The organism is Moorena producens 3L (genome assembly GCF_000211815.1).
GTDB classification, from domain to species: Bacteria; Cyanobacteriota; Cyanobacteriia; order Cyanobacteriales; family Coleofasciculaceae; genus Moorena; species Moorena producens.
Window position 1 is genome coordinate 87,978 of record NZ_GL890820.1, and the last position, 15,215, is coordinate 103,192.

General features: G+C 44.3%; 13 protein-coding genes. 9 read left to right on the forward strand and 4 right to left on the reverse strand.

Annotation, left to right across the window (positions count from 1 at the left end; translation table 11 throughout):
- Positions 1-333 (reverse strand): EamA family transporter (locus LYNGBM3L_RS44845; RefSeq protein WP_044491926.1); only part of this gene is annotated, 333 nt, incomplete at its 3' end.
- A 1,127-nt stretch (positions 334-1,460) separates the two neighbouring features.
- On the opposite strand from LYNGBM3L_RS44845, the gene LYNGBM3L_RS01635 reads away from it, so the two are divergent.
- The 3 genes from LYNGBM3L_RS01635 (at position 1,461) to psb34 (ending at position 4,639) form a co-directional block, all read left to right on the forward strand.
- Complete coding sequence (locus tag LYNGBM3L_RS01635; protein ID WP_075873601.1) at positions 1,461-1,955, forward strand: RodZ family helix-turn-helix domain-containing protein; 495 nt, start codon at positions 1,461-1,463, stop codon at positions 1,953-1,955.
- Between the two features lie 326 nt (positions 1,956-2,281).
- Positions 2,282-4,297, forward strand: coding sequence for a glycine oxidase ThiO (gene thiO, locus LYNGBM3L_RS50085; RefSeq protein WP_008178249.1), 2,016 nt, complete (start codon positions 2,282-2,284; stop codon positions 4,295-4,297).
- A gap of 162 nt (positions 4,298-4,459) precedes the next feature.
- The gene (gene psb34 / locus LYNGBM3L_RS01645) at positions 4,460-4,639 is read left to right on the forward strand and encodes a photosystem II assembly protein Psb34 (protein WP_008178251.1); all 180 of its coding nucleotides are present in this window, start codon (positions 4,460-4,462) and stop codon (positions 4,637-4,639) included.
- A gap of 57 nt (positions 4,640-4,696) precedes the next feature.
- On the opposite strand, the gene LYNGBM3L_RS34590 is transcribed toward psb34, so the two are convergent.
- Positions 4,697-5,737, reverse strand: coding sequence for a tetratricopeptide repeat protein (locus LYNGBM3L_RS34590; protein WP_008178253.1), 1,041 nt, complete (start codon positions 5,735-5,737; stop codon positions 4,697-4,699).
- Between the two features lie 204 nt (positions 5,738-5,941).
- Between LYNGBM3L_RS34590 and psbP the strand changes: the two genes are divergently transcribed.
- The 6 genes from psbP to LYNGBM3L_RS01680 all read left to right on the forward strand — a co-directional run bounded on the left by psbP (position 5,942) and on the right by LYNGBM3L_RS01680 (position 12,271).
- A complete protein-coding gene (gene psbP / locus LYNGBM3L_RS01655) occupies positions 5,942-6,484 on the forward strand; it encodes a photosystem II reaction center PsbP (RefSeq protein ID WP_044491972.1) in 543 nt (180 codons plus the stop codon).
- 232 nt (positions 6,485-6,716) lie between these two features.
- Positions 6,717-7,310, forward strand: a complete 594-nt coding sequence (locus LYNGBM3L_RS01660; RefSeq protein ID WP_008178257.1) for a Maf family protein — start codon at positions 6,717-6,719, stop codon at positions 7,308-7,310.
- A gap of 402 nt (positions 7,311-7,712) precedes the next feature.
- Positions 7,713-8,147 (forward strand): hypothetical protein, encoded by a 435-nt coding sequence (locus tag LYNGBM3L_RS01665; RefSeq protein ID WP_008178259.1) that lies wholly within the window; start codon positions 7,713-7,715, stop codon positions 8,145-8,147.
- A gap of 127 nt (positions 8,148-8,274) precedes the next feature.
- A complete protein-coding gene (locus LYNGBM3L_RS48270; RefSeq protein WP_267871964.1) occupies positions 8,275-8,400 on the forward strand; it encodes a hypothetical protein in 126 nt (41 codons plus the stop codon).
- 476 nt (positions 8,401-8,876) lie between these two features.
- A complete protein-coding gene (locus LYNGBM3L_RS39425; RefSeq protein WP_008178262.1) occupies positions 8,877-10,964 on the forward strand; it encodes a hypothetical protein in 2,088 nt (695 codons plus the stop codon).
- Between the two features lie 416 nt (positions 10,965-11,380).
- Positions 11,381-12,271 (forward strand): DUF8581 family protein, encoded by an 891-nt coding sequence (locus tag LYNGBM3L_RS01680; protein WP_008178266.1) that lies wholly within the window; start codon positions 11,381-11,383, stop codon positions 12,269-12,271.
- 20 nt (positions 12,272-12,291) lie between these two features.
- Here LYNGBM3L_RS01680 and LYNGBM3L_RS35715 read toward each other — a convergent pair whose 3' ends face one another.
- Together LYNGBM3L_RS35715 and LYNGBM3L_RS01690 are read right to left on the reverse strand one after the other, a co-directional pair.
- A complete protein-coding gene (locus LYNGBM3L_RS35715) occupies positions 12,292-13,443 on the reverse strand; it encodes an aspartate carbamoyltransferase catalytic subunit (RefSeq protein WP_008178268.1) in 1,152 nt (383 codons plus the stop codon).
- Between the two features lie 69 nt (positions 13,444-13,512).
- On the reverse strand, positions 13,513-14,721 hold the full coding sequence (locus LYNGBM3L_RS01690) for an RNA-guided endonuclease InsQ/TnpB family protein (RefSeq protein ID WP_044491928.1): 1,209 nt from the start codon (positions 14,719-14,721) through the stop codon (positions 13,513-13,515).
- Positions 14,722-15,215 lie beyond the last annotated feature (494 nt).

A 15,215-nucleotide genomic window follows, 5' to 3' on the forward strand; every position in this document is an offset into this window, starting at 1 on the left:
TCCAACAATGATTGGGGATGTCACTAATAAAAATAACGGGGTGAAGGTCATAAAGGGAACGGTAATGGATAAGTCAGACCGACTCAATGCTTGGATATACAAGCTCATCGCTACCACATTCAGAGACCCTCCGACCATTAAGGCTAAGCCAAAATTTTGGCCTAATTCCGGAATTTCAATCACAAAAAGGAGGGGCAGTAAAACAGGTAAAGAAAAAAATAATACTGCCCAAGAAATAATGTAAGCATCAACATTTTTGAGCCCTCGCTTACTCGTCAAATCCTTGCCAGAGGCAAAAAGAGCTGTTAGACTAGCGAATATTAACCAAAGCATAGTAGTGCTAACCTGTAGTTTAGTCAGAATAGGGATAATGAGTGAATAGCAGACTTAACTAGCCTAGCTTAAAGCATAAGTTAAGGCATAAGTTAAGACATAGTTAAATTGAGGATTTATGGTTAACTGTTGACTGTTGACTGTTGACTGTTACCCGTCACTAAGCAACCCTATAAAAGTAGATAAGTTAACTAAAACAGTTAACTAGAACAGTTGACTAAAACAGTTAACTGTGTATTAGCAGAAGCAGTTAGCGATCGCACTGAGTCAGTTAGCTTTTGAATCATCCTCTGTTACCCGATCTCCCCATCAGTGCTAACAGAATGTAAGCTAAGGCACATTTAGCAATGGTTAACTAATGGTTAACTAATGGTTGAGAGTTGGGGGATGCCATAAGTCTCGTGCCATCATAGGCAATTTTGGTCTCGGGATACCTGGACATCCTCCAAGTAATTTTGATCTGGTCAATCCCGGGAAAAAATCCAAATTGATCAACAAAATGATCAAAAATTTACTAGAAACATGATAATGTTGAAAGTTAATCTATCAGCTATCAGCTATCAGCTATCAGCTATCAGCTATCAGCTATCAGCCAAAGGCCAACCTACTGATTGGTGCTTTTGAATAAAATAACGTGACGGCTGACAGCTGACGGCTGAATGCTTATGTTGACAGTAAATTAGATTGACAATAACCAAGTCAAAAAAAACCTGTTGACCTATCCCACGTTCACGTAATCGAAATGCTATCGGTCTGATGGGCGTGGGACTGTTGCAACAGGTCGGGGATGTAAAACCTCAGCTTAGTCGCAAAACTCAACTTAGGCAATCCCCGGTCAAGTGACAAGCCAGTACCGTAGCGTCAGCTTGGAGTCTGGTAATTCACAAGACGATTTCCGCGCCTTGGGTAAAAATCATACCGGTGCGCTAGATGGGTGCAGGGGATAGGGTCAAACCGATGCAGTCGGCCAAAGGGGGAAACCCCTACTCGCCCTTTGCATCAAGAAAATGAACAATTTTCTTTTCTAGTGACCTCCGGAGAACTCAACTGGTATATTATGGGCGGGTGTGTTCACCGAAAAGGGACACATCTGTAAATTCCCTACTTCGACACACAGGTATTAAGTCATGGAAACACAATTCTTGATATCGAATCAGAGTATGAACAAATATATGAGGTTAACTACCAAATTATTAGTCCTGGTTGCTCTCCTAGGAGCAGTTAGTGCTTGTAAGGGTCGCCAAATCGAAGAGGCTCCCCAGAGTGCAAATCAAGTAGAACCAATTCCTGAAGCTGAGGAAGAAAAGGCTTCTCGCTTTAACATTCCCTTCTTTAATCTGGGTAGGAACCAGGAGGAGGCAGAACCAACGGATACAGCACTGTTAGAAGACCCATCAACTACAGAAGCTGAAACACCGAGTATTCAACCAGAGCAACCGATCGCACAAGCACAGCCGACTACAACTGATCCCTTTGCACAGCCAGAGGAGGATACTGTTGCTCAAGGAACTACCGTCATCAGTGAGTCTAGTGCTCCAGCGACTACAGCAAGCTCAGCAACTACAGGAAGTTCTGGTACAGTAGTATACGAAGATAATGACCCCATACCAGCCCTATGGTAAAGGGCACTACCTGTAGTTGTTTAAAAGGTTGGGGAAGAGATTAGAGATTGGGGATTAGGGGATGGGTCAAAAGCAGAAAGGATGAAAAATAAAGGTTGAAGAATAAAGCTTGAAGTAAAAAGGATAAAAAATAAAGGTTGAAGGAGGAAATGGGTTGATCGGACTTAAGGTTGACTAAAAACGTTATCCACAACCTACGAGTTACACTTCCCACTTCCCACTTCATACTTAATAGTTCATCCTTGATACTTCATACTTAATAGTTCATCCTTGATAGTTCATCCTTGATACTTTCCCCAATCCCTAGTCTCCACTCTCCTTAACCTATGAAAGCAGCAAGTGACATTCTGATTATTGGCGGTGGCATTATCGGTTTAGCGATCGCTGTAGAACTGAAACAGCGTGGGGCAACAGTAACTGTTGTCACCCGCAATTTCCAAGAAGGTGCCACCCTAGCTGCAGCGGGAATGTTAGCACCATTCTCAGAAGCGCTCCCCATTGGTCCGATGCTAGATTTAGGCTTGTGGTCCCACTCACTGTATCCTCAATGGTGTACCAAACTGGAACAGATGACTGGTGTGGCAACGGGCTATTGGCCCTGTGGCTTTTTAGCACCGGTCTATGAAGGGGCAGCAGGAAATCAGCAACACCAGCTCAGCAACCAAACCGGAGTTGCTGACTGGTTAGACAAAGATACAATTCATTGCTATCAATCCGGTTTAAGCTCAGAAGTGGTTGGTGGTTGGTGGTACCCAGAAGATGCTCAGGTGGTTCCCCAAGCACTCAGTAAAGCCCTGGGACTGGCTGCCCAAGAATGGGGAGTAGAGCTGCGTGAAGGGATAGCTGTGGAGGCAATTCAGCAGCGCAATCGCTTAGTCTCTGGGATTAGAACCTCCGCAGGGGAACTCCATGCAGACCATTATGTCCTGGCAACTGGAGCCTGGTCTAATCAACTGTTGCCCTTGCCAGTGGCTCCAAAAAAAGGTCAGATGCTGTCAGTAAAAGCCACTAAAAATTATCAACACCCCTTGCCACTACAGCGAGTGTTACATGGCTCTGAGGTTTATCTAGTCCCCCGTCGAGATGGACGAATTCTGATTGGTGCAACAGTAGAGGATGTGGGTTGGCAGCCTGACAACACTACTGCTGGAATTAACCGTTTGTTAGAATCAGCTATCCGGCTATATCCGGAAATCCAACACTGGTCGATTCATGAGTGTTGGTGGGGATTTCGACCAGCAACACCTGACGAATTACCAATTCTTGGCACTGGTCCTTGCCAAAACCTGAGCCTGGCTACGGGTCACTACCGCAACGGTATTTTGCTGGCTCCGGTAACAGCTTTGTTGCTGGCTGACCTGATTGAGAAGCAAAAGTCTGACCCATTGTTAGATCAATTTCGATACGACCGACTTTACCATCAACCAGCCTCAAGTCAAAGCAGTCCTAATCTAATAAGATTATCTAGTAACTCCTCCTCAACACCAGTGCTGCACTATAATTCTGGTACGGTCCGGGACTCTCACTCTGACAATGGGAAGGAACCATCCCCAGCTGATTTACTCACCATTGCGGGAAAAACCTTTCGGTCTCGTCTGATGACTGGCACAGGTAAGTATGACTCTCAACAGGTAATGGCTGAAAGTATTGCCGCTAGTGGCAGTGAAATTGTAACGGTGGCTGTGCGTCGGGTACAAACTAAAGCACCAGGACACGAAGGGCTAGCGGAATCCCTGGATTGGAGGAAACTGTGGATGTTACCCAACACCGCAGGCTGTAAAACGGCGGAAGAAGCGGTGCGAGTGGCACGGCTTGGTCGGGAAATGGCGAAGCTATTGGGTCAAGAAGACAATAATTTTGTGAAACTGGAAGTGATTCCTGATCCTAAGTATTTACTCCCTGACCCCATTGGTACTCTACAGGCAGCAGAGCAACTGGTAAAAGAAGGGTTTGCGGTTTTACCCTATATTAATGCGGATCCGTTATTAGCCAAACGCCTAGAAGAGATAGGATGTGCTACGGTGATGCCTTTGGGTTCACCCATTGGTTCGGGACAGGGCATCAAGAATGCTGCCAATATTGAAATCATCATTGAGGAAGCTGGAGTGCCGGTGGTGGTAGATGCTGGCATAGGTAGCCCCAGTGAAGCCACCTATGGGATGGAGTTAGGGGCAGATGCGTTATTGATTAATAGTGCGATCGCATTAGCAGGTAATCCGATCATGATGGGAAAAGCGATGGGAATGGCCACCGAAGCTGGTCGTCTGGCTTACCTAGCTGGTCGTATTCCAATTAAAAACTATGCTAGCGCTAGCTCACCCTTGACTGGTACCATTAGCTAGCTTACAAATTCATAGATCAAAGAACTTGTCAAGGTCTAGGACTGGATTAATACTTTAACGTAACAAATCAAGCTAATCAGGAAAACTGAAGAGTAGTTATGCCAATTTTTGTTACATTCTTTGTTACATTTATATAAATAAAGTAAAAAAAGGTTGTAATCCATGCCATATACAGTAGAAGAGGGCGGGCGTTTAAACAATTTTGCTAAAGAGCCAAAAGTTTACCAGGCAGAGCCACCCACTGCAGCAGAAAAGCGCAACTACCTGATCTTGGGTCTAACAGCCCTGATTTTAGTAAGTGGCTTGATCTTTGTGGCTTTCTCAGCCTCTGGTGTGAGCTAGGTACTGCACAGAAGAAAGCTGTTGAAAAGCCACTTCAGTTCAAGGGTCTGGTTGCCATTAAAGCTTTTTGATGGCTTCCATCGCTTCTTGATAATTTTCAGTTCTGCCTTGTTCTTGGAATAAATCAGCCGCTTTTTTGAAATCCTGAATCGCTTCCTCAACCTTATTGAGGTCAAGTCTGGCTAGACCCCGTTTATAAAACGCATCGGCAAAAGTGGGTTCAATTTTTAGAGTTTCTGTGTAATCAGCTACAGCAGCTTGATACTGTTTGAGCTTACTGCGAGTTAAACCGCGTTGGTAGTAAGCCATAGCATTTTTAGGGTTAATCGAGAGAGCTCGATCGTAATCCGCAATTGCTTGGAAATAGTTATCTACTTCACTGTAGGCATTACCTCGACTGAGATAAACCGTATCATTATCGGGTGTCAGAGCAATAGCCTTGGAAAAATCAGCGATCGCTTCGATGAACTTCTTTTGCACAAAATAGGCATAACCACGGTTGCTATAGGCTTCACCATAGTCGGTTTTAATCTTGATAGCAGCAGTGTAATTATCAATCGCTTCTTGATAATTCCCCTGAATGTGGTGGACGTAGCCGAGATTGTAGTTTATATCAGGGTCATAGGGTTCCAGCTGCAAAGCCTGTTTGAAATTTGCCATTGCCTCTGGATAATTACCATTATCTAGTTGATCCACGCCCCGGTTGTAGAATTCAACAGCACTCATCCGGGGTATAGTTCTCACTGGCAATTCCGTATTAAAAGGGTCTTTCTCAACAGAGGGTTTTTCAGTAGTAGCTGGTTTCTCCTCCACAGGTTGGGCTTGAGTAGTAGCTGGTTTCTCCTCCACAGGTTGGGCTTGAGTAGTAGCTGGTTTCTCCTCCACAGGTTGGGCTTGAGTAGTAGCTGGTTTCTCCTCCACAGGTTGGGCTTCAGTATTAGTTGGCTCTTGCTTTGACGTAGGCTTTTGATTATCTGGCTCAGATCGGATAATGACTGGAACTGGAAGTGGCTCCTGCTGAGCATAGACAGTTGCGGTAAATCCAGTCAGTATTGTGGCAAGTCCTAGACTAGAGATAGTTAAATAAGTTGGTTTCATGGTATTCCTTACAAAGCCTGATGATTTCCAGAATTGTTACCGTGTGCAGTTGTCTAAAATCGCTCTATTAACTTGACTTAACTATCTATCACACATCTGGTGAGTGTCCAACCGGTAACAGAAAATACATAGGGGCAAGTACGATTAGTTAAAGATGAGACAATTAAGCAGCTGAGTTGACGTTTAATAGAGATGCTCAAAGAGATGCTCAAGAAAATTGCACCACTACTGCTGCTAGTGTTGAGTCTGGCTATACATGGCTGCACAACTGGTGCCAGTGGTCTACAAAGCTATGTAGACAGCCTTAACGGTTATCAGTTTTTGTATCCCAACGGTTGGGTCCCGATCAAGGTGACTGATGGACCCGATGTAGTGTTCCACGATATTATAGAAACCACCGAAAATGTTAGTGTGGTGATTAGCCCAGTGCCGGAAGGCAAGAGCCTTGCTGATTTAGGTACACCCTCAGAAGTGGGGTATCAGCTGCAAAAAAATGCCATTGCTCCTCCCGATTCTGGTCGCACAGCCGAGTTGGTTAATGCTGAAGCTCGTGAGGTAGCAGAAAAGACGTATTACCTTTTAGAATACAACGTCCAACTTCCCAACCAAGAACGGCACAACCTCGCCAGTGTGGTGGTCAACCGTGGCAAGCTCTACACCTTCAATGCTTCCACCACCGAACGACGCTGGGGTAAGACCAAAAATTTATTGGAGGCAGTGGTTAAGTCCTTTTCAGTGAACTATTAAACAGTTGTTCGCGTAGGGTGGCCTAAAGGCCAAGGTAGCAGGTTGTTTGGTTGAAGGTTACAGGTTGTTTGGTTGAAGGTTACAGGTTGTTTGGTTGTTTGGTTGTTTAGTTGTTCGCCAAAGGCGTGCTAATCAGGTACAGTCTTTTTTGACGCTGATTTCCTTAAAACCCTCTTGCCTATTGCCTTAAAAAAATAAGCAATGTCGCTCAAACGTTTCTGAAAATTGCTATATGGATGTGCCGACTTTTGTATTAGCTTCAGCTTCTAATGCTCGCAGACGATTGTTGCAAACTGCTGGTATTGAACCGGTGGTCTGCCAAAGCAATTTTGACGAATCTCAAGTGCAGCATCCAGAACCAGCAACGTTAGTGCAGATTCTAGCTGAACAAAAAGCAAAAACTGTTGCTGATCAATTTAGCGACGCTCTGGTATTAGGCTGTGATTCCCTATTGAGTATCGAAGGTAAGATTTATGGGAAACCCCCTAACCCCTCTGAAGCAATCGCTCGTTGGCAACAGATGCGAGGGACGACTGGGGAACTCTATACAGGTCATGCTTTAATTGACTTATCTCGGAACAAAACCATAGTGCGCTGTGGTGTAACGCGAGTTTATTTTGCCAATGTAAGCGATCGCGCTATAGAAGCCTATGTTGCTACTGGCGAACCCCTTAAATGTGCTGGTGCCTTTGCTTTGGAAGGTAGAGGGGGGCTCTTCGTTGACAAAATCGAAGGCTGTCATAGTAATGTTATTGGTCTGAGCTTACCCCTGCTCCATCGAATGTTAGAGGAACTAGGATATGAAGTTACTGATTTTTGGCAATAGGTATAGTAATTGGTGATTAGTCATTGTCTTGATGCAAAGCGCGAGTGGTTTGAAGTTACCGTAAGAGAGTGGAGCCTTATTAAAAAATATTTAACCCTTTTCTGCATAACCTGCCGACATTAAAGGCGACCCTCTCTAAGGTTTCGTCTCCGGGGAAACCACGGCAAAGCGCGAGTGGTTTGAAGTTACCGTAAGACAGGCTCGCCTTAATCAATAAGTTTTAACCCTTTTTTGCATAACCTACCAACCATAAAGGCGAGCCTGTCTAAGGTTTCGTCTCCGGGGGAACCCCCAAGACCGCGCTGCCTCCCCAAGACCGCGCTGCATCGCTTGTAATTACCAGCAGACTGTGAGCTGACTACTAATAACTAAGAACTAAGGACTAGGGCAACAAAAAAATCTATGACCACTAAAGACGACTTTAAACAACAAATCAAGGCAGGTAACATTAGGGATGCCCTGACCCTATCCCTAGGTGAAGCAGTGGAGTTAGAAATTACGACTTGGGTCTCCTCATCTAGCCCAGCTCCTCATTCCTCAGCTGAGTTAGACCAACCAAGCTCTGATTGCCAAATGCGTAGTCGCATGAATATTGTTGATGGTGAAATCAACAACCAAGTTGGTTCAGAGTTTATGGGCAATGGGCCTTACACTGAACTGAAGCAATTTCACCTACAGCAGGTACAACAAGGACGCCAGACTATTCAGCAAAATTTGGAAAATTTGCAACAACTGTTTACTGTTCTGAGTACTACCATGGGTCGGCTACCCCAAGGGTCTGACCTAGGTACTGATAGTAGCTCTAGTCTATCTGCCAAAAAAGGGAATAGGGAATAGGGAATAGGGAATAGGGAATAGGAAAAAAATCCTGTGTACCTCATTGCTATCAGAACCGCTATAACGATTACGCTGCTTTATTAACGCACCCTACAGATAGCGACAGATAGCATATAGAATGCCAACCATGCGATCGCAAAACCCTGGTAACGACCGTAACAAGCCAAGTGACTACCAATACCACAGTTTAAGCCTGCGTGGTAATGAGACCAACCCTTTAGCCACGGTCATAAATGCAGAAATTCAGGCATAATTTAGTTATTCTTACTGTTAAACAGACCTACTATCGTCAGGGAATAACAACTGCTAAAGGTAATTGATTCAAAGGCGCGCATTGCTTTGGCTTGGCATGCCACGCAAAACCTATTAATTATACCACAAACATACCAGCAAGCCTAACCCAGTAAGCCTAAGATTGAATCAATGTATTGAGGTGATCTGCTACTTCGGCGACAGGCAAAGTGTTCAGCAGTAATGGCCACTGCTAGGTTGCTTAACTGGTTGTGGTCTGATATAAATTTAACCTAAAGAATTTAAATAACCAAGTGTTTGTTGACGGTTGACGGTTGGGTCTTCACAGTCACTGAGAAACTTTCAACAAAAGCTATATCCTTTAAAGAATCCTACCACTATAACCCAAGGGTGGACGTGGGAATATCAAAAACTATTTATTATTAGTCAATCTAAACTAAATTACAAAACTACCCTAATAAGCGCGAGTATATTATTATGGCTCCTAGCGATGACTTCAGACAATACCTTAAGACAGGGAATATTAAAGAGGCTCTTGTCCTAGCCCTGAGCGAAGCAGTTGATTTGAAAATTACCACCTGGGTAGCTGACACCAATACGGATTTAGATGCAGCCCAGGCAAAACCTGGTCATCGTATGTGTACCCGCATTGATACTATTAACGGTGCCATCGATAATGAAGTAGGAGACCAGTTTATCGGCAATGGTCGCTATAGAGAACTGCGGCAATTTCACAATGATCAGGTGGCTCAAGGCAATCAAATTATTCAGAGCAACCTCAAGAGTCTGCATAAGCTCTTTGAGGTTCTACTCACTCTAGGTTACCCAACTAGCACTACTGGGGTTATAGAGCCTGAATCCCCTAGGGGCGAAACCCATTTATTACCAAGCATAGAACCGGTAACTGAAACTAGAGTAGCCATAGAGTCAGTCGAGTCAGTCGAGTCACAGACAGAGCATCGTGTCGATACAGTTACTAAAGCGGTTTTGGGGACTGGATTGGCAGCAGCAGCAGTTGCGTCTGCCTCGGAGTTAGTAGCAGAAACTCCCCCAGCCGAAGTCGAACCGACTCAGGCAGCACCAGAGACACCTCCAACCATCTCTGCTGACCTTGAGTCTGTAACAACTCCTACCCCAGGGAAACTTGATGATTCATTGATGAATCCCTACACCGTAACTGAGCCAATCATAAAACCTGGATTGGTCGATGAAGTAGTCGATGAAGTAGTTTCTGACGCTGGTTTGTTTCCAGAGATTACTGAGAGTAATGAATTGCCAGAAACTACTGAATTGGAGGAGGAAGAAGCAATAGCAAACTTCCTACAGGATAGGTGGTCAGAAAGTGAGTCAGTCTTGGTACCTCCACCCCCCATTGAAGAGGAAACAGACATTAGTCCTGACTTGCTACCAGATACGGCTCCAGAAGTGGAGTCAGTCTTGGTAACTCCACCCCCCATTGACGAAGAAACAGAGATTATTCCTGACTTCCTACCGGATACGGCACCAGAACTGGAGTCAATCTTGGTACCTCCACCCCCAGTTCCAGAAGAAACCCAGGCTAGTCCCGACTCTTTCCTAGAAACTGAGCCGGAATTGCTAGAAGTCCCCTCAGCCGAACTGGAATCCTCACTGATGCCATCCACAGATAGCACCCAGGCATTAGAAGCGGAAACTGAACAGGACGATTGGGATGACTCGATGTGGGAATTACTGGAATCTGTGCCTGATCAGGAGCTAAGTGACCAAGACGTTTCAGATGCAGAAATTGATCAACAATGGCAGGAATTCGTTGAAGAACAATCGGAACCTGCTGATTTAAAGCCATCCGATGCAGTGGATAATCAAAATTGGGAACTCCTGACATTAGAAGATTTGGAGTCAACACCATTATCACCAGAACCCACAACTGAGGCTTCAAACCATGAATTAGAAGAGGAATGGGGTGATTTGTTTGAAGAAGACACACAACAGATTGATGCAGAAACTAACATCCTTAGCCTAGAATCATTGGAGCTAGAAGAAAATGAGGATTGGGATGATTGGATGTTGGAACAACCGCAGGAGTCATCACTAGAATTGACCACTCCTGAGATAGATTCATTGGATGTCTCTGAGGATAATGAGTGGGATACATTAACGAAAAACGCTAATCCGTTCACTGCACCAAGCAATCTCAATGGATCAGCAACAGATTTAGAACTTGATGAAGACTGGGATGATTTCCCAACTGATGAACTGGAATCTTATCCATCTCTAGGAAATAGCTTGGATCTATCGGCACCTTCGGAAGATCCAGATACTTCAGAACTGACCAATGACCTAACTGATGACCTAACTGATAACCATAAAGTTAATCAGGATGAATCTCAAGAGTTAGATCCGTTTCTAGAAATCTCTGAGATCACCGATCAATCAGAGAAAGCATCTGAGGACCTCATGGAAGATTTGTTTGACTTTCCTGTGGCACAACAGACTGAATCTGAGCCCATAAAACTTGATGATGATAATTGGCCTAGCCTAGAAGAGTCACTATTTATTAAAAAACCACGTAAAAAAGAGGATTAATCTGGGGGTAATTAGCTTTTTCTGGCGCTAAAGGATAAGCAGTAAGCTTTACATCATACTCTTAAGTGTGATCTACAGACTGCCCTAGGTCGATTTTGATTCCATGGAGGAGTCGAAATCGATAATTCGTAAGCATTCAGCTATCAGCTATCAGCTATCAGCTATCAGCTATCAGCTATCAGCTATCAGCTATCAGCTATCAGCTATCAGCTATCAGCTATCAGCTAATCAGCTATCAGCTTATGGCTTATGGCTTATGGCTTATGGCTTATGGCTTATGGCTTATGGCTTATGGCCACACTACTGTTCGCGTAGCGAATGGCTGACGGCTGACGGCTGACGGCTGACTGCTGAATGCTTACGATAATTCTTCCACTTATATCCACTTATATTAGGGTAGTTACTATACAATTACGATGGCCGTGACCAAGACCAGAAACCGTAAGCAACCAGCAACTACTGATGCAACATCACCTTTCAAACGAGGTGCCCTTGACCTTGGCGAATTAAATTCGCCACGGGTCGCACCTGATGTTACCTCTAGATTAGGTCAAACCCTTGATGAATTTTATGGCTCTTTGGGGGATGTCTTGATTGACATCACAGCTTTAGAAGTTAACACCATGGTAGTGGAGGAAATTAAGGGAGATAAGTTCATCCCCTGGGAAACTTACCGGGATATTTACCCGATCTCAGCAGACTATCTAGAGCAACAGGGAATTCATCAGTCTTTACGCGATCGCTACCTTGAGTTACGTAAAACCTTAGAACTAGAGTACACCGTGCTTCTGAGTGATCCCCATTCACCCTTGTATGATCCCACTGTTCTAGAGCAGGCTAGAGGAGGCCAAGAAATCCTCACCGACCCAACAGTAGAATTGCACCAAATTAACACCCGACTACCAAACCCTACTAAAACCAGCAGTTCAGAAGAAATGCTTCAAGCGCAACAGATTCTTAAGAACAATCGTTTCTTGCGTTGTTTGCGTAAGCTCAGTGAACTAAAAGCAGCACTGGATAGTCGGAATCAGGCATTGCTAAAAACTAATTCACAGCAACGGGCAAATGTCAAGTCAATCAATGATTTAATTTGCGCCCAAACTGTGATTCAACTAGATGGTGATGTGATCAACCGCTATGCTCAGGAAATTGTTAACCATCCTGATCGAGATTTGATTCTACACATCCATAAGCAAGGAGTCACTGCTAGTCAACAGCAGTGGAGAGGATTGCTAGAGTTTATTTTGGGTTTGGTACAGGGGTCAGTGAGATGGGGTAATGGTGACGGTTTACCTTGGCGCAATTGATGTACTCAGGGTATGAGCTGTCACAACTTACCACTACCGATTAAGTAAAGCAGCGCCATCCTAACCGCAACTCCACTAGTCACCTGTTGAGGAATTAAGCTAATCTCGGGATCATCCATCAGCTCAGAACTAATTTCAACCCCTCGGTTAACTGGACCAGGGTGGAGAATGTGAACATTGGGTTGGCAAAGTTGGAGGCGCTCCCGGGTAATCCCATAACGCTGATGATATTCTCTCAAACTAGGCAACAAATGACTCGTCATACGTTCTTTTTGCAGCCGCAAGGTCATGACAAAGTCAGCATCTTTTAGTGCTGGTTCAATGTCCCAGTGAATATAGAGCTTAGGATGACTAATTGGTAACTGTTGCGTAGACGTAAGGGAATGGCTGGCTTGACTTGTGATCGGTACCGTTGTTTTTAAAATCACAGGGGTTTCGGTGTACTGCCTCTGGTGACCAAGGCTAGACTTAGCCCATAACTCTTGCTGTTGCTTTTCCCTAGGTTGTTGGAGACGAGTACTACTGTATTCAGCAAATAATTGCGGAAGTAGGGTAGGTGGTCCAGCCAGATGAACCTCTGCACCTGTCGCCAGGAGACTCCAGATATTGGAACGGGCAACTCGTGAGTGCAAAATATCTCCAACAATGGTAACTTTTTTTCCAGCAAGCAGTTCTATGCGGGGATTGTCCCAGTCTAAGCAAGAACAAATTGTAAACAAATCCAGCAATCCTTGAGAAGGATGTTCATGTTGACCATCACCAGCGTTAAGTACACTTACCTGGACACCGAGTCGATTCATCTCAGTAGCAATAATTTGAGGAACTCCCGCCTGCCGATGGCGAATCACCATCATATTAGTTCCCATTGCCAGGTAAGTCTTTGCTGTATCAAGAATCGTTTCGCCCTTGCTTAAGGAAGACGTTCCTGGTGCAAAGTTTAGGATATCAGCAGAAAGACGCTTAGCCGCTAGTTCAAAACTGCTACGAGTACGGGTTGATGGTTCAAAAAACAAATTCGCAACCACGTGACCCTGTAGTGCAGGTACCTTTTTGGTGCGTCGGGACAGTACTTCCCGAAAACTAGAGGCAGTTTGTAAAACTGTATTGTATTCATCTGGCGTAAAATCAGCCAGGGCAAGAATATGGCGGCGAGTCCAGGTGGCATTTGCCATATAAGTCGTCAAGCAATTAAATAACTTAGTTTTGCTGCTCGTGACAGCTCCTACACTGACCCGTTGGGTTCAGTGTAGGCAACAAGCGCCAATCCGGCTATTGCTTAGGAGGCGCTGGGCTTTAAGAACGGACTGCCCTTCCGCTCTGTTTTTTATATTTATCGCTGCATTATGGTCTCTATCAAGACTGCACCCGCAATGAGGACAATCGTGCCATCTGACATGCAGTTTTTTAGGAACTTTCCTCCCGCAATTGGAACAATTCTGTGAGGTGTTCTGAGCACTTACTGGAATAGCCAACAAGCCAGCATTCAAGGCTTTGCTTGTCAGTATCGCCAGGAAGCTTGACCACCCAGCATCCAACACAGATTTAGCCAATCGGGATTTAGCCATCCCCTTAACGTTTAGCTTTTCGTGGGCGATTACATCATACTTTGATAGCAAATAATTGGTTGTTTTAAAGTGGAAATCCTTCCGTTTATCTGCTACCTTTTTCTGCTGTTTTCCAAGTTGCTTGATAGCCTTAAGTCTGTTGTTACTTCCCTTCTGGCGTCGGGATACTCGTTTCTGGATAACCTTTAACCGTTTTTGAGACTTCCGATAATACTGAGGAATATTAATGGTTTCCCCTTCAGAAGTAGTCAAAAACTCTTTGAGGCCAACATCAATACCAACTATTGAGTCAGGGTTAATATCAGGTTTGATCTCAGGAACTGTTTTATCTTCCAGAGATAAAACTAAATAGTAGCCATCACATTTTTTGGTGATAGTTGCTGTTTTTATCTTGAATCCAGCAGGTATTGGGCGATGAAGGATGACTTTGAGCTTTCCTAGTTTTGGTAGGTTGATCAGATTACCCTCCAAGCACCCCTCTTTCATTTGTGGATAAGTAAAAGTACGGTAGCGATGACGCTTTTTGAATCTAGGTCTCCCGCTCCGTTTCCCATTACTATCTCCTTTTATGAACCTATCAAAAGCCAATTTAACTCTTTTTACTACATCCTGAAGTACCTGAGAATGAACTGTTTTATACCAAGGATGAGTTTTTTTGAGGTTTGGGAGAGTTTTATTTTGACTAAAATAATCGGGATTATTTCTTAGATCGGGAAGATGGCAGACAAGGGGACAAGCATTGATAGAACAGCGATTTTGTTCATACCAGGAAAACCGGTCGGCCAAAAGGTAGTTATATTGAGCGCATAACATTGACAGCCAATTGTTTATCAATATTTTCTGTACTTTTGTCGGTTTAAATTTATACTGATATGCTATTCTCATGTTCGTTGTCATCCTACTTATCGACCGACTCTAATTATAATAAAGTGTATAAACTTATGACAACCCAAAAATGAAAGACAAGAAACTGATAATCAGGATTACTGACTTCGAGAAAAGACAGTTACAGCAAGAAGCCGAACGACGTGGAATGACTTGATCTGAATTAGTAAGAAGCTTAATAGCTCGCTTCCCTGTCCCGTGCATATCCTGTGCAAAATTCATCCCGGAGATGAAACCTTAGAAGAGTGGAGCCTTATTCCACGAGTTTTAACCAAAGGTGCGCTTGACCCGTAATTAAATTCGCCACGGGTCGCACCTCTTTTATGCATAGCCTGCCAACTATAAAGGCGACCCTCTGATTGCGGTAACTTCTGACCACACTCATGGCGTAGCATTGAGATGTGGGGCTTCTTTTACCGGACAGCTAACAGCTTTGAGAATTTCTGACACCCAGGAAACCCTAGATATCGATTAAGGTTAGCAGGTGGAGGTTT